17 protein-coding genes are annotated in these 18439 nt (G+C 64.6%); 7 read left to right on the top strand and 10 right to left on the bottom strand.

Going from position 1 to position 18439, the window contains the following annotated elements:
* Positions 1 to 196 precede the first annotated feature (196 nt).
* From AC1D1B_RS29695 to AC1D1B_RS29665, 7 genes are all read right to left on the bottom strand, one after another.
* Positions 197 to 811, bottom strand: a complete 615-nt coding sequence (locus AC1D1B_RS29695; RefSeq protein ID WP_477336886.1) for a hypothetical protein — start codon at positions 809 to 811, stop codon at positions 197 to 199.
* A gap of 139 nt (positions 812 to 950) precedes the next feature.
* Positions 951 to 1724, bottom strand: coding sequence for an SDR family NAD(P)-dependent oxidoreductase (locus AC1D1B_RS29690; protein WP_477336884.1), 774 nt, complete (start codon positions 1722 to 1724; stop codon positions 951 to 953).
* A gap of 10 nt (positions 1725 to 1734) precedes the next feature.
* On the bottom strand, positions 1735 to 3096 hold the full coding sequence (locus AC1D1B_RS29685; RefSeq protein WP_477336882.1) for a dihydroorotase: 1362 nt from the start codon (positions 3094 to 3096) through the stop codon (positions 1735 to 1737).
* Complete coding sequence (locus tag AC1D1B_RS29680) at positions 3071 to 3994, bottom strand: polysaccharide deacetylase family protein (protein ID WP_477336880.1); 924 nt, start codon at positions 3992 to 3994, stop codon at positions 3071 to 3073. Before AC1D1B_RS29680 ends, AC1D1B_RS29685 begins: the two co-directional genes overlap by 26 nt.
* A 12-nt stretch (positions 3995 to 4006) precedes the next feature.
* Positions 4007 to 5023, bottom strand: a complete 1017-nt coding sequence (locus AC1D1B_RS29675; RefSeq protein ID WP_477336878.1) for an NAD-dependent epimerase/dehydratase family protein — start codon at positions 5021 to 5023, stop codon at positions 4007 to 4009.
* A gap of 30 nt (positions 5024 to 5053) precedes the next feature.
* On the bottom strand, positions 5054 to 5815 hold the full coding sequence (locus AC1D1B_RS29670) for an SDR family NAD(P)-dependent oxidoreductase (RefSeq protein ID WP_477336876.1): 762 nt from the start codon (positions 5813 to 5815) through the stop codon (positions 5054 to 5056).
* Positions 5815 to 7062 carry an MFS transporter gene (locus AC1D1B_RS29665; RefSeq protein WP_477336874.1) on the bottom strand — a complete coding sequence of 416 codons (1248 nt, stop codon included), beginning with the start codon at positions 7060 to 7062 and terminating at the stop codon, positions 5815 to 5817. The genes AC1D1B_RS29670 and AC1D1B_RS29665 overlap by 1 nt, the downstream gene beginning before the upstream one ends.
* 243 nt (positions 7063 to 7305) lie before the next feature.
* Here AC1D1B_RS29665 and AC1D1B_RS29660 point away from each other — a divergent pair, with 243 nt between their 5' ends.
* Genes AC1D1B_RS29660 through AC1D1B_RS29630 form a run of 7 tightly spaced genes read left to right on the top strand, consistent with a single transcriptional unit; the run spans position 7306 to position 14419 of the window.
* Complete coding sequence (locus AC1D1B_RS29660) at positions 7306 to 7656, top strand: RidA family protein (RefSeq protein ID WP_477336873.1); 351 nt, start codon at positions 7306 to 7308, stop codon at positions 7654 to 7656.
* A gap of 23 nt (positions 7657 to 7679) precedes the next feature.
* Positions 7680 to 9110: a dihydropyrimidinase gene (gene hydA / locus AC1D1B_RS29655; RefSeq protein ID WP_477336871.1), complete on the top strand. Its 1431-nt coding sequence runs from the start codon at positions 7680 to 7682 to the stop codon at positions 9108 to 9110.
* Entirely contained in the window at positions 9095 to 10021 is a 927-nt protein-coding gene (locus AC1D1B_RS29650; RefSeq protein WP_477336869.1) for a nitrilase-related carbon-nitrogen hydrolase, read from the top strand. Before hydA ends, AC1D1B_RS29650 begins: the two co-directional genes overlap by 16 nt.
* A 33-nt stretch (positions 10022 to 10054) precedes the next feature.
* Positions 10055 to 11341 (top strand): Coenzyme F420 hydrogenase/dehydrogenase, beta subunit C-terminal domain, encoded by a 1287-nt coding sequence (locus AC1D1B_RS29645; RefSeq protein WP_477336868.1) that lies wholly within the window; start codon positions 10055 to 10057, stop codon positions 11339 to 11341.
* Complete coding sequence (locus tag AC1D1B_RS29640) at positions 11338 to 12495, top strand: NAD(P)/FAD-dependent oxidoreductase (RefSeq protein WP_477336866.1); 1158 nt, start codon at positions 11338 to 11340, stop codon at positions 12493 to 12495. The genes AC1D1B_RS29645 and AC1D1B_RS29640 overlap by 4 nt, the downstream gene beginning before the upstream one ends.
* Positions 12492 to 13763 (top strand): Zn-dependent hydrolase, encoded by a 1272-nt coding sequence (locus AC1D1B_RS29635; RefSeq protein ID WP_477336864.1) that lies wholly within the window; start codon positions 12492 to 12494, stop codon positions 13761 to 13763. Before AC1D1B_RS29640 ends, AC1D1B_RS29635 begins: the two co-directional genes overlap by 4 nt.
* A complete protein-coding gene (locus AC1D1B_RS29630; protein ID WP_477336862.1) occupies positions 13760 to 14419 on the top strand; it encodes a cysteine hydrolase family protein in 660 nt (219 codons plus the stop codon). The genes AC1D1B_RS29635 and AC1D1B_RS29630 overlap by 4 nt, the downstream gene beginning before the upstream one ends.
* Here the strand turns inward: AC1D1B_RS29630 and AC1D1B_RS29625 are convergent.
* Genes AC1D1B_RS29625 through AC1D1B_RS29615 form a run of 3 tightly spaced genes read right to left on the bottom strand, consistent with a single transcriptional unit; the run spans position 14404 to position 18429 of the window.
* Positions 14404 to 15894, bottom strand: coding sequence for an N-acyl-D-amino-acid deacylase family protein (locus AC1D1B_RS29625; RefSeq protein WP_477336860.1), 1491 nt, complete (start codon positions 15892 to 15894; stop codon positions 14404 to 14406). The two genes, AC1D1B_RS29630 and AC1D1B_RS29625, sit on opposite strands and share 16 nt — an antisense overlap.
* Before the next feature lie 5 nt (positions 15895 to 15899).
* Entirely contained in the window at positions 15900 to 17441 is a 1542-nt protein-coding gene (locus tag AC1D1B_RS29620) for a trimethylamine methyltransferase family protein (protein WP_477336858.1), read from the bottom strand.
* Between the two features lie 19 nt (positions 17442 to 17460).
* On the bottom strand, positions 17461 to 18429 hold the full coding sequence (locus AC1D1B_RS29615) for a D-2-hydroxyacid dehydrogenase (protein WP_477336856.1): 969 nt from the start codon (positions 18427 to 18429) through the stop codon (positions 17461 to 17463).
* Positions 18430 to 18439 lie beyond the last annotated feature (10 nt).

The following is an 18439-nucleotide window of genomic DNA, read 5'->3' as shown; positions in this document are numbered from 1 at the left end:
AAGCAGACTCAGTTCCAGATGCTACGATGTTACGCCTCCATTTTGACCGTTCAAGGGCCAATGGCGGCATCGCACTGTGCCTGGACGGGCATGCCGCCAATTGTTGTGCGGAGAGGTGGCTCAGCGCCGCCTGCGTATCCTAGCGGCGATGGCCGCGTCCCACTCTCGTGGCAGTCGTATTCAGTCCCAGGTTGAACTAATTGGGAGAGTCTGGCGCGGACGTTTTCTCTACGATTTGTGTACTGTTACCAAACATCAAGGACACCGTCTGGTACGGCGCGCAGCTAGGGGACAGGCTTTGCTTTTCTTGAATTTGCGAGGCCACCAAATTCACATATCGACCTATAAGGTCTTTGAAAAACGCGATGTTGTAATCCGGAAACCCAGCATCGTTAGGCGGAACCACGTTGTCCAAAAGTTGATACAGTATGCCAATGGATTTTGGGTCGAAATCTTGACGAATTCCATCTCCGATACTGACGTAAGGATATATCCTGTACGCCGTCTCATTTTCGAGATAAAGTAGCTCTTGCGTTTTCTTATCTTTAAAATCGCTAAGAAAATAATCTCGCTTCGGAAACTTATCATAAAGTTCTTTTGCGGTTTGACTATTGCCAATTGCAGTGGCTGTAGCGAAGGCGCGATTGCTAATCTCGCCAATTATACGATTGTAACTAGTAATAGTATTGGCTGCATCTATGTTGCATTGCTTGCTGGTGTTATAGTAAATGGTGAAGGCCCCACCTATACCGGCGACAATCGCTCCCGCCATCCCGGTTTTTATAGCTGTAGATATTCTGCTGTCGCCCACCAGCTTCTATCCTTCGACGCAAGCCATTCCGGATGGGTTATATATACCATGCTTTGGATGGAAAGCATCATGCAAGTATTGAGAGATGCATGATATCCGTGCAATCCGCCGGCTTTGTCCACAAAGCTGGCGTACCGTGTCAGCCCGCCATCCAGCCGCCATCCACCATCAAATTGATGCCGGTGACGTAGGTGGCCATGTCGCTGGCAAGGTACAGCGCGGCACCCGCGACGTCGTTCGGCGTGCCGAGCCGCGGCCAGGGCGTGCGGCTGTGTGAATAGGCGAGCGCGTCGGGGTCGTTGGCGACACCCGGCTTGCCGGTGATGATCTTGCCAGGCGCAATCGCGTTGCAGACAATCAGGTCCTCGGCATGGTCGACGGCGATCTGTCGCGTCATCTGCACGATCGCGCCTTTGCTCACCGCATAAGGAAAATCGCCAGGGCAGGCGACCATGCCGTGCTGCGAGGAAATGTTGATGATACGGCCGCGAACCTCGTTGACAGGCGCCTGTCCGAGCATCTGCATGACGGCGCGCTTGGAGCAATAGAAGAACCCCGTCAAATTGACGCCGATGACGCGGTTCCATTGCTCAGGCGTGGTCTCGACCAAATTGGTGCTGGTGTAGATGGCCGCATTGTTGACCATCACGTCGAGCCGGCCGAAACGCGCGGCCGTTTTGCCGACAAGCGCATCGACCGCGTTCCAGTCCGAAATGTCCGTCGCGACATGCATTGCCGTCCCGCCAGTCGACTGGATCAGGGCGACGGTGCTCTGGCCGCCTTCGATCGGCACTTCGACCGTGTCGGCAATGACGACGGCGGCGCCTTCGGTCGCGAATTTCAGGGCGATGGCGCGGCCGATGCCGGAGCTTCCTCCGGTGACGATTGCGACCTTGTTCTCGAGCAGGGGCATTTCTTCTCCCTCAGTGTTCCCGGCGCACGACCTTGCCTTGCCCCGCACCGATCAGCGCCTGATCGCGTACGATCTCTCGCCCGCGCAGAAACACATTGGTCAGCCGCGCTTTGACGCTCCAGCCGTTGAATGGCGTGTAGGCCGCGCGGGAAACCTGCTCGACGTCGGAGATGGAGCTGGATACGCGCGGGTCGACGATCAGCAGGTCGGCGTCGTAGCCGGTGGCGATGCGTCCCTTGCGCCGGCCGAGCCCAAAACGCTCGGCCGGATTGCGCGCGCACATCCGCACCACATCGGGGTACGTGATCAGCCCCTCGTCGACCAGCTTCAGCATCACCTGCAGCAGCGTCTGCAATCCGGGCATGCCGCCGGGGATATCGGCGAAAGCGGCGTAGGCGGCGGCCTTCTCGGCCGGCGCATGCGGTGCGTGATCGGTGGCGACGATGTCGATCAGCCCACCCTTCAGCGCAGCGCGCAAGGCTTCGACATCCTGCCGCGACCGCAGCGGTGGCGAGCCCTTCAGCCTGGCGCCTTGCGTCTCGTAATCGTCGGCGGTGAAGAACAGGTTCTGAGGTGTCGTCTCGACACTGGCGTCCGCCCGGTCGCGCAGCCGGCTCCAGGCCTCGACACCCGGTTCCGAGTTGATCTGCCGGACATGGATGCGCGCCCCTGTCGCGGCGGCGGCAAGCACGGCGCGCGCAACGCCGCCGGCTTCCGCCAGCGGTGGCCGGCTGTCGAGAAAGGCGGCGATAGTCCCCGTGTTGTTGCGCTCATTGGCGCCGGTCAGCATCGACTGGTCGCCCGGCGAAATGCCGATCAGCGTATCGGCATGGCCAAAATGTCTGAGCGCCTCGGCAACGGCGTCGAAATTCCGAAACAGGAAGGCCTCCGGCACATCGGCGGTGAACAATTCGAACGACACCGGTGCGAGCTTGAGCAGGCCGGCGACCAGCGACAAATCGCGGCTGACCATGGCCTGGAAGCCGACATCGACATGGAGCCGGCCTGTCGCCATCGCCATCTTGTCGGCGAGCTTTTCGGCGCTGGCCGTCCACGGTTCATCGGTCGGCATGTCGAGCACCGTTGTGACGCCGCCGAGCGCTGCGGCATGCGTGCCCGAGGAAAAGTCTTCCTTGTGCGTCAGGCCCGGCTCGCGCAGATGCGCATGCGCGTCGACCAGCCCGGGAAGCAGCAGGCAGCCGGAAGCATCCAGCACCGTCGCGGCTTCCGCCGTTCCGCCGGGCGTGATCAGCGCCGCGACGCGGCCACCGGCGATGCCGACATCGCGCCGCTCTTGCCTGTCGGCATTGACGACGGTCGCGCCTCTGATCAGCGTCTCGAACATCTCAGCTTCGCCGCTCGAAGCCGGCACGGTTCTCCAGCCAGAAGCGGGCGATGTCCTCGCGCCGCATGAAGGCGGCAGTCGGTTTCGTCTTCACGTGTTCGATCACCTCGCGCAGTCCTGAGGCACGGTTGGGCTGGCCCATCCAGCGCGCATGGATGCCGATCGTCAGCATGCGGCCGCCGGTCTCGTCGGCTTCGTCGAGCATGTAGTCGATGGCCGAGCGGCAATCTTCGGCGAAGTCGCGCGGATTGCTGTAGCCCGGCGCGACAAGGTAGCGGCTGTCGTTGAGTGTCTTTGAGTAGGGCACGACCAGGATCTCGGTGCCCTGGTGGTCGAGGAAGTACGGCAGGTCGTCATTGCAGGGATCGGAGTGGTAGAGAAACCCGCCCTCGCGCACCAGCAGATCGCGCGTGTTGACGCTCGGCAGCGAGCGGCAGTTCCAGCCCAGCGGGCGCCGCCCCATCAGCTTCTCGTAAAGCGCGATCGCTTCACGCAGTTGGCGCTCTTCCTCGCTGCGCTCCATCGTCGTGTAGTCGACCCAGCGCAAGCCATGGCCGAGAAGGTCGTACCCGCGGGCGTTCATCCATTCGGCCACCGCCGGGTTGCGCTCCAGCGCGACCGCGCAGGCGGAGACGGTGATCGGAATCTGATAACGGTCGAACAGCCGCGCCAGCCGCCACACGCCGGCCCGGCTGCCATATTCGAAATGGGTCTCGGTGCCGAGGTCGCGCACCGGCGGGCTGGACGTGAGATTGTACTCGCCCCAATTGTCGTTGCGACCGTCCTCGAGCCAGGAATACTCCGAGCCTTCTTCGTAGTTGAGCACCAGATTGATGGCGAGCTTGACGCCGCCCGGCCAGGTCATGAAGGGCGGGCGCGGGCCGTAACCGACGAAGTCGCGCGGTTGCTGAAAATCGGTCGGCATCGGCTCTGCTCCTCAGCTTTCGTTGGCGGCGATCCAGTCGATGTAGTCGTGGAAGGCCTGCCTCGCCGGCGTCGGCCGCCAGGCTGTATCGCGCTCGATACGGGCAAGATCGTATTCGCCCCACATGCCCGTCTTCAGCGCTGCGTTCATGGTGATGTTCGCCGTCTCCTGCGGGCTGACTTCGCTCTTCAGGCCGGGGAACCGTTCGGCGGCCCAGCCGATGAAATCGCCGACCGTCTGCGTGCCGCCGCTGCCGATATTGTAGTGTCGGTAGCGCAAGGTCTCGGCATCGAGCAGCGCCATGACAGCCTTGGCGACATCGCTCGACAGAACGTAGTCGCCGAGCGGCTCGAGACTGTTAGGCCGGATCGTCTCGTTGCTGAGCGCCATATGCGCGACGCGGTTCGGCAGATGGCGGACATTGCGGCTGCCGGTGACCCGGTCCATCGGCCCGTAGACCGAGGACAGCCTGACCGAGATGGCGGACAGGCCGAACAGATCGGCATAGCGGTTGGTGACCATTTCGGCGGCGAATTTCGAAATGCCATAGAGCGTCAATGGCGCGACGTAGCCGTCCTCGGGCAACGGCTCGCGGCTCCAGTCCGGCCCGTTGTGGCGATAGACCGAGCCGGAACTGACATAGACGAAACGCTTGATGCCGGGACGGCTGCGTGCCCATTCAAGCATCCGCACCGTGCCCATCAGATTGACGTCGACGATGGCAGCCGGATCGTTGGCTTCGGGCGGTTGCGTCGGGTCGCTCGGGCGCGAGTTCGGCGTCACCGTGGCGCCATGAACAACTGCCGTGATTCCATGCGCGTCGAGCGCTGCCGCCCATTGTTTTGAATCCAGTATGTCGGCGGTGAGCACGGTGAGGCGGTCGCGTACCGGCGCGAAGAATTTCTCGGCGATGGCATCGAGGCCGGAGCGGTCGAGGATCACGGCGCGGGCTTGCGGATCACGATCCAGCCATTCGCGCGCTACCACGCTCATGACAAAGCCGGTGCCGCCAGTGATGAGCAGCGTCATGGGAACTCCTTTGAAATAGACTTGAAGAATTCAGCGCGTCGCATAGCCGCCATCCACGAGCATGTCGGAGCCGGTGACGAAGGACGCGTCCGGCGAAAGCAGGAAGGCAGCCGCCGCTGCGATCTCCTCCGGCTCGGCGATCCGGCCAAGCAGATGCGCCGGCCCGAGTGTGGCATTGGCCGCTTCGAAATCCGCGAAGCGGCGCAGCAGCCGCGTCGTCGCCACCGCGCCCGGCGACAAGCTGTTGACGCGGACCTTGTCGGGCGCGTGGTCGACAGCCATGGCCTTGGCGAGGTGAATGAGCCCGGCCTTGGCGGCGCAATAGGCAACCGCTTTGGTGGTGGCGACGCGGCCGAACTGCGAGCCGATGAAGACAACCGAACCACCGCCGCCGGCTGCGATCAGCGGCACCGCGAACTTGCTCATCAGGAAGGCGCCTGTCAGCCCGACATCGATCTCGCGCCGCCACGCGCTCTCTTCAAGATCGATGACGGTGGCGCTGGTCGACGGAGCGGCGGCGTTGTGCACCAGTCCGTTGAGCCGACCGAATTTTTGTCGCGCGAATTCGACGGCGGCCCGGGCGGAACCGCTATCCGTCACATCGCACTGGCAGGCGGCAGCCGAAGGACCGAGCGTATCGGCAAGTTGCGTTGCCGGTTCGAGATCATAGTCGGCGCACACAACTTTCGCGCCCTCGGCAATGCACCGCCTGGCGATCGCCGCCCCGATGCCGCTGGCGGCGCCCGCGATCAGGATGACGCTGTCTTGCAGGCGGCTCATAGCGGTCGTCATTAAACCCGTTCCTCGACGGTTTGCACGATCTTCGCCGCGATCGGCCGGCGCAGCAGATTGTAGCAGGCGGCAAGCGTCACCAGAACCGCGCCTCCGCCCAGCAGCAGGAACATCGCCGGTGCGCCCATATGCGCCATCAAGCCGGCGGAAACGCCGGGCGTCGCGACATTGCCGATCGAGTAGAGCAAAAGCAGCGTTCCGGAGGCGCCGACCATGTGCCGGCTGTGCAGCTGCGAGGCGCCGAAGGCCATCGCCACCGGATAGATCGTCAGCGCCGTGGCGCCATAGAGGAAGAACAGAACGAACAGCAGCGGTTCGGAGAAATTGCCGAGCCAGGCGATTGTGGCACACAGCACGACCGACAATAGGCCTTGCGCCAGCAGGATCAGCCGCCGCTCGAACCGGTCCGACAGCCAGCCGACGGGCGTCTGGGCCAGCATGCCGGCAATGCTGATGGTGGTGACGAGGCCGACCGTCGTTCCCGCCGACAGCCCGATCTGGGTGCCGTAGATCGGCGTCAGCACGAAGACGTTCATGTTGGTGATGCCACCCTGGAAGATGGCGACGACCGTCACCGGCGCCAGCCGGAACAGCGCCAGCGGGCCGAGGCGCTTGACCGGCCCGCTCACATGATCCGGCTCGGCGGGAGAGGCGGGCAGAGCCGGCCAGCTTCCGCCGACGAGTTTGGACACCAGCGCCAGCAGCACCATCGCCGTCGCCACCGGGAACAGATGCGGCGATTGCGGCCCGACCAGCGCGACGAGGATCTGCCCGAGCAGCACCGCGATTGCCGTCGTCAGCATGTAGAGCGAGAACATCGCACCGCGATTGTGCTGCTCGGCATAGAGGTTGATCCAGCTCTCGCAGACGACGAACAGCGATGCCATCGACATACCGCCAAGCAGGCGAAAACAGATCCAGCTCGGTACGAAATCGGTGAACACGAAGCCCGCTGCCGCCAGCAACGCCAGCACCAGGACCGCCACGAAGGTGCGCTCATGGCCGTAATGGGCGACTGCCGGACGGGTGACCAGGCAACCGACGAGAAAGCCGACGGGATAGGCGGTGAGCACGATCTGCACGACATCGGGGGAAACACCGGGCCTGCCGAGGTGCAGCGAGACGGCGGTCGTCAGCATGGCGCTGCCTATGCAGGCGAGACAGATACCGGTCATGATCGGCAGCAAAGCGCGCGAGCGCTCTGCGTTTTGCCACAGCCGCATCGCGGATTGGGCGATCGACCTCATGGCTGCGCTGCTCCCCTGGCCGCGCCGCCGCCGACGCCACCCTGAGCGAGAGGCTACACGGGGCAGCAATTGCTGCAAACGAAGATAGATACGGCTATGGCTTTGATTTTTTTGGGCATGCCGGTGACGGAAAGCGGCATCTTGGGCCCCGGCAGGGCTTTACAGCGGTTTTGTGCCGTCCATACCATGGGCAAGTCGCCTACATCGCGAGCTGCCTGATCGAAAGCAGCAGGGAGGAATTCCATGACGATCGAACGTCTTGAAAACGGCCAACGCTTCTGCCGGGTGCTCCGATACAATGGCACCGTGTATGTCGCGGGCCTGACGGCGGACGACCTTTCCGGCGATACCACGTCGCAAACCAAGCAGATCCTCGCCAAGATCGATGCCCTTCTGGCCAAGGCCGGCAGCGACAAGAGCAATATCCTCAGCGCCCAGATCTGGCTGCGCGACATCGCCGATTTCGAGATGATGAATACGGCCTGGGACGCCTGGATCGACCGCAGCGCCATGCCAGTGCGTGCCACGGTCGAGGCGCGCCTTGCCGGCGATCAGTACCGCGTCGAGATCATGGTGACGGCGGCTGTCGGCTGAGGCCGTTGGGGCGGGCAAACCGAATGCATGAACTGGTCATCAAAGGTGGACGCGTCGCGCTCGACGACGGATGGGCCGAGTGCGACATCGGCATCGATGACGGCCGCATCTCAGCCATCGGCAATGGCCTGTCAGGCGAGACGCTGATCGATGCAGCCAAGCGCTGGGTCATGCCCGGCGGCATCGACGCCCACTGCCATCTCGACCAGCCGGTCTGGGGTGGGGCGGGCAATGCCGACGATTTCGAGTCCGGCACCATCTCGGCGGCCTTCGGCGGCACGACCTGCATCGTCCCGTTCGGCATGCCGGGTCCTGATATGTCGACCATTGGTGCCATTGATAGGGCACTCGATCGTGCCGCGGGCCGCGCGGTGATCGACTACGGACTGCATGCCGTGGTGACCATGGGCACCGGCGCCGATGTCGAGCGGCAGCTGTCCGAGCTTGCAGGCCGTGGCATCGCCTCGGTCAAGCTGTTCATGACCTATCAGGGCTTTGCCGTCGACGACGATCTCTTCTTCAAAGTGCTCGATACTGCTCACATGCTCGGCTGGATCGTCATGGTCCATGCCGAGAACGACGCTGCGATCCGGCGCACGCGGCAGAGACTGATCGATCTCGGCCGCACCGACATCCGCTACCATGTCGTCGCCCATAGCGAGACCATGGAGCGCGAGGCAACGCATCGCGCTCTCGCCTTCGCCGAAATGACCGGCGCGCGCATGACCATCGTCCATGTCTCGTCCTGGCAGTCGGCTGAAGAGGTGGCACGCGCGAGGACGCGCGGTGTCGACGCCATCGCCGAGACCTGCCCGCAATATCTCTTCATCGGTGGCGCCGATCTCGACCGCCCGGCCCTCGACGCGGCGCGTTTCGTCTTCTCGCCGCCGCCCCGTTCGCCGCGCAGCCACGAACATCTTTGGCAGGCGCTGATCGATGGCGGCATCGATCTCTGGTCGTCCGACCATTCGCCCTATTACTTCGCCGACAAGATCGGCAAGGCGCAAACGCCTGATTTCACCACCACGCTGAGCGGCATTCCCGGCATCGAGACCCGTTTGCCGCTGCTGTTCTCCGAAGGGCTGTTGACCGGCCGGCTGACGCTCGAACGCTATCTCGATCTCACCTCGCGCAATGCCGCCGCCATCTACGGCTTCGCCGATCGCAAAGGCAGGATCGCTGTCGGGCTCAATGCCGACCTGGCGCTGTGGGATCCCGAAGCGAGATGGACGCTCGACCATGCCGCTTTGCATTCGCGCGTCGACTTCACGCCTTACGAGGGCAGGAGCGTGACAGGCAAGCCAACCACCGTTCTGGTGCGCGGCGTGCCGGTGATCGCCGATGGTGTGCTCACGGCAAAGCCGGGCTTCGGACAATTCGTCGAGCGCACCGCCGCCGATCCGGCCCGCTCTGGAAAACCAGTCGAGGAGACGACGCCATGGCTCGATGCCTGACCATTGCGGTCTGCCAGACCGGGCCGATCCAGCGCAGCGCGACGCGAGCCGAGACGGTCGGTCGCCTCGTCCATTTGCTGGAGCAATCGGCTGCTGCCGGCGCGGAGATCGCGGTCTTCCCGGAGATGGCGCTGACGACCTTCTTTCCGCGCTGGCGCATCGACGATCAGGCCGAGATCGACGCCTTCTTCGAAAGCGCAATGCCTGGTCCGGAAACGCAGCGGCTCTACGCCGCCGCCGCCCGCCTCAAGATCGGCTTTGCGCTCGGCTATTGTGAACTCGTGCAGGAAGACGGCTGCACGCGCCATTTCAACACCATGGACCTTGTCGGCCCGAACGGGCGCTTCATCGGCCGCTACCGCAAGATGCATGTGCCGGGTTCGGCTGAGCCGGAAGAGGGCACGACCACACATCTGGAGCGGCGCTATTTCGAGCCGAGCAATCTCGGCTTTCCGGTGTTCGATTATGGCGGCGTGCGCGTCGGCATGGCGATCTGCAACGACCGCCGCTGGCCGGAAACCTATCGCATGCTGTGCCTCAACGGCGGGGAGGTGGTTTTGCTCGGCTACAACACGCCGCTGCTGCTCGACGAAGCGCCGGCGCTCGCGCATCTCAGAATGTTCCACAACCATCTGCCGATGCAGGCCGGCGCCTATCAGAACACGCTGTGGGTGGCCGCCGCCGCCAAGGCCGGCCTCGAGGACGGCCAGGCGCTGATCGGCGGCTCCTGCATCATCGCGCCCACCGGCGAGATCGCGGCGCAGGCGATTTCGCTCGGCGACGAGGTCATCATCCATCGCGCCGACCTCGACCTCATCGCCACTTGCCGGAAAGTGAATTTCAATTTCGCGCTCTATCGCCGCCCAGATCAATATCGCCTCATCAGCGAGCCCGTCCGGTCGCATGTCTGACATGGCTCGCGATCGATCCGCTGGGTGCGCGGCATGACGTCATCGCCGACAGTCCCGCTATCGCTCAGTGAGATCGTTGAGAACGGGCTGTGCATCGGCTGCGGGCTCTGCCGGTCGCTCGTCGATCCGGCAGAGATCGAGATGATCATGACGCCGGAAGGGCGGCTGCGGCCAGTCGCCCGCACGGCGCTCAGCCATTCGACCCTGACGCGGATCAATGCCGTCTGCCCGGGAACGCGGATCGCGGGGCCGCCGCCGTCGCAAACGAACTCTGCTCCATTGATAGACACCGACTGGGGCCCGGCCCATCGGTTGGTCCTCGGATATGCCGGAGACCCGACCGTGCGGTTCCAGGCATCGAGCGGCGGTGTGCTGACGGCACTCGGCCAGTTCCTGCTCACCTCTGGCCGCGTCAACTTCGTGCTCCACGTCTCCGCGTCGCGAACCGCGCCGATACGCAGCGAGCGGCGGCTGAGCTTCGACGCCGCGTCCGTTCTCGAAGGTGCCGGCTCACGCTACGGACCAGTCGCGCCGCTTGAGGACTTCGGCGAGATCCTTAATCGTGGCGAACCCTTCGCGCTGATCGCCAAGCCTTGCGACATTACCGCCGTGCGCAATCTGGCGCGGCATGATCCGCGTGTCGACAAGCTCATGCGCTATGCCTTGGCCTTCGTCTGCGGTGGCGCTTCCGACCTGTCGAAATCGGAACAGGTGCTGCAGCGCCTCGGCCTCGCCGAAGATGAACTCGCGCTGTTCCGTTACCGGGGCTATGGCAATCCCGGTCTCAACCGGATCGAGACCAGAGACGGCCGCGCCTTCCAGCTCACTTACCGACAGCTGTGGGAAGACGAGGACAAATGGATGATCCAGCCGCGCTGCAAGATCTGTCCCGATGCGATCGGCCAGGTCGCCGACATCGTCGCGTCCGATGCCTGGCTGAATGGCGGGCCTGCGGTCGATGACGAGGCCCTCAACGGCATCATCGTGCGCACCCCGCGTGGCCTCGAACTGTTCGACGCGGCGGTCGCAGCCGGTGCGCTGGCGATCAAGCGCGAGACCAGTTTTGCCGAACTCGGCGAGCTGCAATCGCACCAGACGCGCAAGCGTCGCGCGGTCTGGGCGCGGCTGAAAGGCATCGAGATCGCCGGCAAGCCGGTGCCTGTCGTGACCGATCTTGCATTGGAAGATTGCGCCCGGCAAAACACGCTTGCCGACAATCTCTCCGAAGGCCGCGGCGCCCGCGACCGCGCCAAACGCGGAAGGCTGGGCGAGCCGCATCCGGTACCGCGCGGCGAAGCGGTGAAGGATGCATGTCCATGAGTGTCGCTGAAGAAACGGATGTGATCGTCATTGGCGGCGGCATGGCCGGCGCCGGCGCCGCCTTCGAGATCAGCCGGTCGGCCAAGGTGGTATTGCTCGAGCGCGAAAGCCATTGCGGCTACCACACCACCGGCCGTTCGGCGGCAAGCTTCACCGAGAATTACGGCAACGGCGTCATCCGCCGTATCGTGCTGGCAAGCCGCTCGTTCCTGACCGAGCCGCCGGCCGGCTTCGCTGACTATCCGCTGCTGAGCAAGCGCGGCATGATCACTGTGGCGCGTGCCGATCAGCTCGACCTTCTGGCACAGGACCTGGAGGCCGCGCAGGCGCTGGTCCCGTCCATCGTATCTATGACGCCCGCCGAGGCGATCGCACGCGTGCCGGTGTTGCGCGCCGACTATCTCGCCGGCGCCTATATCGAACCGCATTCGATGGACATCGACGTCAACAGCCTGCACCAGGGTTTTCTGCGCGGCGCCCGTGCGCGCGGCACGCGGATCGTGACCAATGCCGGCGTCAGCGCCATCGACCGCCAAGGCGGCCAATGGCGGGTCGAAACATCAGCCGGAACCTTCCTAGCGCCGCGCATCGTCAACGCCGCCGGCGCCTGGGGCGACGAGATCGCCGTCATGGCCGGCGTGCGTCCGGTCGGCCTGCAGCCAAAGCGTCGCACGGCCTTCAACATACCGGCGCCCGTCGGCATCGACATATCGGACTGGCCACTGGTCAACGATGTCGGCGCCGAGTTCTATTTCAAGCCGGATGCCGGACAGCTCTTCGTCTCGCCGGCCGATGCGATGCCGTCGGTGCCGATGGATGCCTATGCCGAGGACATCGACGTCGCCATCGGCGCCGAACGTCTCGAAAGAGCCACCACGATCGAGGTGCAGCGCGTGTCGCGCTCCTGGGCCGGCCTCAGGACCTTTGTCGCCGATGGTTCGCCCGTCGTCGGACCCGATGATGAGGTGCCGGATTTCATCTGGCTGGTCGGGCAGGGCGGCTACGGCATCAAGACCTCGCCCGCACTATCGCGCGTCTGCGCCAGTCTGATCGCCGGCGGCGGTTTGCCGGAAGATGTCGCCAGGCAAGGCGTGACGCTGGCCGACCTCGCGCCGCAGCGGCTGCGAAACGTTGAGCAGGCTTCCGCGTCATGACTGATTTGACGGCAGGCGGCAGGCTTGCTCAGCGCATTCTGGACCGGCTGGCGGAAGCCACCACCGATGCGCCGGGGATCACCCGCGTCGCCTACGGCTCCGGCGAGCGCTTTGCTCATGGTCTCGTGCGTGAGGAAGCGGAAAAGCTCGGCGCGGTCGCGCGCGTCGATGCGGCCGGCAATCTCTATTTGACGCTGAAAGGTCGCGACCCGGCTCTGCCGGCGATCGTCATCGGCTCGCATCTCGACAGCGTACCGCATGGCGGCAATTTCGACGGCGCCGCCGGTGTCGTGGCCGGGTTGGCGGTAATGGCCGAGCTGGTCGGGCAAGGCATTCAATTACAGCGCGATCTCATCGTGCTGGTGACGCGCGCCGAGGAAGCGGTGTGGTTTCCGCTGTCCTATCCCGGCAGTCAGGCTGCGCTTGGCCTACTGGCGCCTGCAGCGCTGGACGCGAAGCGGTCTGACAGTGGAAGTTCCCTTGCGGATCACATGCGCGACGAAGGCTTCGACCCTGACGCCGTGCAGCGTGGCGTACCAGGCATCGATGCCGGCCGCATCACGGCCTTTGTCGAAGTGCATATCGAACAGGGTCCACGCCTGGTTGCCGCCGGCGTGCCGGTCGGCATCGTCACCGGCATTGCCAGCGGGTTCCGCTATGTCGATGCCAAATGTCTCGGCGCCTATGCCCATTCCGGCGCCGAGCCACGCTTTGCCCGGCATGACAGCGTGCTTGGCTTCGCCGATCTGGTCGCCGGCCTCGAAGCGGAATGGGACGCGCTCGAGCAGGAAGGGCACGAAGCCACCATCACCTTCGGCCGGGTGGAATCCGATCCGAGCCAGCATGGCGGCAGCCGCGTGCTCGGCGAGTTGCGGTTCACCCTTGATGTGCGCAGTGCAGATGCGTCCGTATTGGAACGCATCGAAGCACGGCTGCAGGCGCTGTTCGCCGAAGTCGGCGCCAGGCGCGGCGTCACCTTCGAGGCTGGTCCTCGTTTCACCTGGGACCCGGCGACGATGTCGCCTACTCTGATCGCTAGGCTGGACCGCGCCGCCAGCGCGCTACAGATGCCCGCCCCGCATGTGCCAAGCGGGGCTGGGCACGATGCGGCCACATTTGCCGGCGCCAATATTCCGACCGCCATGCTTTTCGTGCGCAACGAGAACGGCAGCCATAATCCATATGAAGCGATGGAGATCGCCGATCTCGATCAGGCGATCCGTCTGGTCCTCCGTTTCGTCACCGATTTCGACAAGGACCAGCCATGAACCACACGGCTTTGCTCGTCATCGATTTGCAGAACGAATATCGCCCGGGCGCCGCCTGGCCGGTCGTCGGCTACGATGCGGTGCTCGCCAATGCGGCTCGCCTGATCGAAGCCGCCCGCGCCGGCGGCATTCCGGTCATCCACGCGCAGGCCTGGGTCAAGCCGGAAGAGCGCGCCGGCTATGCCAGGCAGGAGGAGATCCTGACCGAGGAATTCCGCTCGGCGGTGGCCGGCAGTGAAGGCGCCGGCATCTGCGCCGAAGTGGCGGCGCTGCCTGGCGACATCGTCGTCCACAAGCACTGGCCGAGCGCCTTTCGCCGCACCGATCTTTCGACGCGGCTTGCCGACCTCAAGGTGGAAAACCTGATCGTGACCGGCGTGCTGACCGACAGCTGCGTGACCGAAAGCGTCTTCGACGCCGTCTATCAGGGGTTCCGAGTCTGGCTGGTCAAGGACGCCTGCGGCAGCATGAGCGAGGCCATGCACCGCACCGGCATGCTCGACATGGCCAACCGCCTCTATGGCGGCGGCATTTTGCGCATGCTTGAGGCGCTCAAGGCGCTCGCCGGCCAGAGCTTCGAAGGCTGGCGCTGCACAAGGCCGGTCGAGTTCGCCTATACGCTGGAGACTGTCGACCGGCTCTACGACGCGCTGTGATCGGCGCCGCAGCCGCAGGCGCCTTTGACGATCATCTTTGAAGCGGCGGGCTTGAGAACCGCGCCAGGCAGCGCCCCGGTCGCCTTGCCGTCACTCCAGACGGACACGCCGTTGACAAAAACATGGTCGATGCCGGCGGCGGCCTGACGCGGCTTTTCGAAGGTCGCGGTGTCGATGATCGTCTCTGGATCGAAGATCGTCAGATCGGCGAAATTGCCGACCGCCAGCGTGCCGCGCTGCTCAATGCCGAATTCGCGCGCGGGCAGGCCCGTCATCCGGAACACCGCCTCCTCCAGGCTGAACAGGCCAACATCCCTGGCGTAGTGGCCAAGCACGCGCGGAAACGTGCCCCACAGGCGCGGATGCGGGTGGATGTCGTGCGGCAAGCCGTCCGACCCGACCATGCTGCGCGGATGGGCAAGGATGGTGCGCACATCGTTTTCGTCGAGCTGGAAATAGACCGCACCCGCCGGCAGCAGCCGCTCACCCGCCTCGCGCTCGCTGCAGTTCCATTCCCGCGCAATGTCGGCAATCTCGCGCCGCGCCATCTCCGGATGCGGCGTCGACCAGGTGATCAGCACCTTCAGCCCCGTGTCGCAGCGCTCGAGCCTGAGCACGGTCGAGCTCGCCGCATAGGGATAGACATCCATGCCGATATCCATCGTCGCGCGTGCCCGGTCGATCCGCTTCAGCGAAGGACCGCTCTTGCCGAAATTGGCGCGGCCCGTGCATTGGTGATGCGAGATGAACAACTTGCCGCCGGCATGGCCGGCGATGTCGATGGCTTCCTCGATCGCCTCGTCCATGGTCTCGAAGTAGTTGCGGGTATGGGTGACGTACGGCCCGCCAAGCCGTGCCACCGTCGCCGCCAGCGCCTTGACCTCGTCGGTCGAAGAGTTGACGGCGGGCGGATAGTCGAGCCCAGTGCTCAGCCCGAATGCACCCTCGGCCATGGCCTCAGCGACCGCCTCCTGCATCGCCGCCGTCTCCGCCTCGTTCGCCGGGCGGTCGGTCACCGGCATGCAGCGCTGGCGCAAGGTGGTGTGGCCGACGAGCAGGGCAGCGTTGGTTGCGATGCCGCGCGCCTTCAGTTCAGCGACGTAGTCGGCGAAGCGGTCGAAGCGAAAATTCTCCTGCCCTCCGACCAGTGTGAAGGGCGGTGGCGGGGCGCGGTCCAGCAGCAGGGGCGCAAGGCTGATGCCGCAATTGCCGGCGATCACCGTCGTCACGCCCTGGCTGATCTTCGGCACCATGCCGTCGGGCACCAGCAGCGCACCGTCATCATGCGTGTGCACGTCGATGAAGCCCGGCGCGACGATCTTGCCAGCGGCGTCGATCTCCTGCGCGCTGCGTGCAACGCCCAGATCGCCGATGGTGGCGATCCTGTCGCCGTCGATGGCGAGGTCGGCCTCGAAGCGATCCGAGCCGTCGCCGGAAATCAGCGTCGCATGGCGGATGATGAGATCGTATGGCATTGCTGTCAGCCGTCCGGATTGGCGGCGATCTCTTCGCGGCGGCGCGCGACATAGGCGTCGAGCTCCTCGCGGATCGCCGGATCCATCACCGGCTCCTCGTAATCATGCAGCGCCTGCTGCCAGAGCTCGGTGGCGCGCTCCAGCGCATCCTTGCCGCCCGCTTCCTCCCAGGCGCCATGGTTCTGCCAGTTGGACAGCATCGGCTGATAGAAGGCGGTGGTGTAGCGCGACATTGTGTGCTCGGCACCGAAGAAATGGCCGCCGGCCGGCACCGATTTGATGGCTTCGAAACCGAGATCGTCCTCCTGGAACGGCAGCGGCCGCAGAAACTCCATCATGTTCTGCAGGATCTCGACATCGAGCACGAGCTTTTCGTAGGACGCCGTCAGCCCGCCTTCGAGCCAGCCCGCAGCGTGATAGATCAGATTGGCGCCGCCAAGCACCGCGCCCCATGTCGCCATTTCGGTCTCATAGGCCGCTTGCAGATCGACGACGTTCGAAGCGTTCGCGTTGGAGGTGCGGTAGGGCAGATTGTAGCGCCGCGCCAATTGCCCGGCGATGATGTTGGCCTTGGCGTTCTCCGGCGTGCCGAAGGCCGGTGCGCCCGACTTCATGTCGACGTTGGAAGTGAAGGCGCCGTACATCACAGGTGTGCCTGGATTGACCAGCTGCGTCAGCACCACGCCGAACAACGCTTCGGCGTTTTGCTGGCAAAGCGCCGCCGCCAATGTCACCGGCGTCATCGCGCCCATCAGCGTGAACGGCGTCACCGTCACCGGCTGGCCGTGCTCGGCCATCGCGATCAGGCCCTCGGCCATGGCGTCGTCGAACAGGCGCGGCGAGTTGATCGAGATGATTGTCGTCACACCGGGCGAAGCCCGCATCTCCTCGACGCTGATGCCGCGCGCGATCGCCATCATGTTGATGCCGTCCATCGCCCGGGCGCGGCCGATCGCTGTGCAGTGGAAGGAGAGATCGCTCAGCGTCAGATTGGCGTAATAGGTGTCGAGATGGCGCGCATTGGCCGGCAGTTCCATCGGCGCCACCACCTGGTTGCCGATGATGTGGATGGCGTTGAAGTGGTGCGCCAGCCGGATGAAATTCTGGTAGTCGGGCAGATTGCCCTGGCGGCGGCCATTGATGCGGTCATGCACATTGGGCGGACCGGCGACCAGCCCGAACACCAGGGAATTGCCGCCGAGATGGACCTGCTTTTCGGGATTGCGGCTGGTCAGCGTGAAGGATGACGGCACCGCGCGCAGCGCTTCAGTGACCAGGCTTTCATCGATCCTGATGGTCTTCTCCTCGCGGTCGACAATCGCGCCGGCCGCCGAGAACAGGTCCATCACCCGCTCGCTCATCACGCGGATGCCGAGCTCCGACAGGATGCGCATCGATGTGTCGTGCAGCTTCTGCATCCGCTCTTCGTCCAGCAACTGCATCGGCGGATAGGGGTTCTTCACCTGCTGCCACGGCAGTTGCGCGATGCCGCCGCCGCTGCGCCCGAGCCTTGATCTGCGGCCACCGCCGCGCCTGTCCTGCGTCATCGGTCTCTTCCCCCTCGGCTCAGTAGCCGCGCTCCGGATTGACTGTGTTTTCCAGCGGCCGACCGCTGCGGTAGCGCGTCAGATTGTCGGCGAACATGCGCACCGATTTGACGTCCCAGCCCTCGTAGACCGCCGCGCAATGCGGGGTGATGGCGACATTGTCGTAGCCCCACAAAGGATGGTCCGCCGACAGCGGTTCGGCTGTGAAGACATCGAGCGCCGCGCCCTTGATCTGCTTGCCGTCGAGGGCTTCGAGCAGTGCCGCTTCGTCGGTCACACCGCCGCGCGAAATATCGATCAGCACGGCGGATGGTTTCATTGCGGCGAAGGCCGCCTTGCCGAGCAGGCCGCGCGTGCTGGCCAGCAGCGGCACGCAGCAGACGATGAAGTCGGCGCGACCGAGCAGAGCAAGCAGGGCATCCGGGTCGTGCACCTCGTCGAGGCTGGGTATCGGCTTCGGCCGGGCGCGGATGCCGAGTGTTTCCATGCCCATCGCCTTGGCGCGCTGGGCAATGGCCGTGCCGGTCTTGCCGAGGCCGATGACGAGGACCGTCTTGCCTTCGATAGGCTCGACGCGGCCCCCGCCCCACTGGCGCGCCAGCTGGCGGCGCTCGAAACCGCGCAGGTCGAGCGAGAAGGACAGCATGGCGCCCAGCGCATACTCCGCCAGCATGCCGGCGGCGACGCCGGCCGAATTGGTCACCGTGACGCGCGCCGGATCCCAACGTCCGAGATGATCGGTTCCCGAACCGCCGACCGATACCCACTTCACGGTCGGGCTCTCGACAAGAGCCTGGCGCGGAAAGCGCGGCGTGCCGTCGAAGCGGACGGTGTAGACCACCTCCGCGACTGTCTGTTCGATCAGAGTCGGTAAAGCCGCATAGCTCTCACAGGCGTGGACGGTGAGATCCGGGTGCGTCTCCCCAAGCACCGCCATCGCTGCGGCCGGCCGGTCGGTGTGCAAGATGACGGTGGGATGAGCCGACATTGCGCGAGCC

Source organism: Mesorhizobium sp. P2_C5_2, assembly GCF_056404535.1.
The sequence above is the reverse complement of the archived record's forward strand: the minus strand, read 5'-3'. Positions and strand labels throughout refer to the sequence as shown.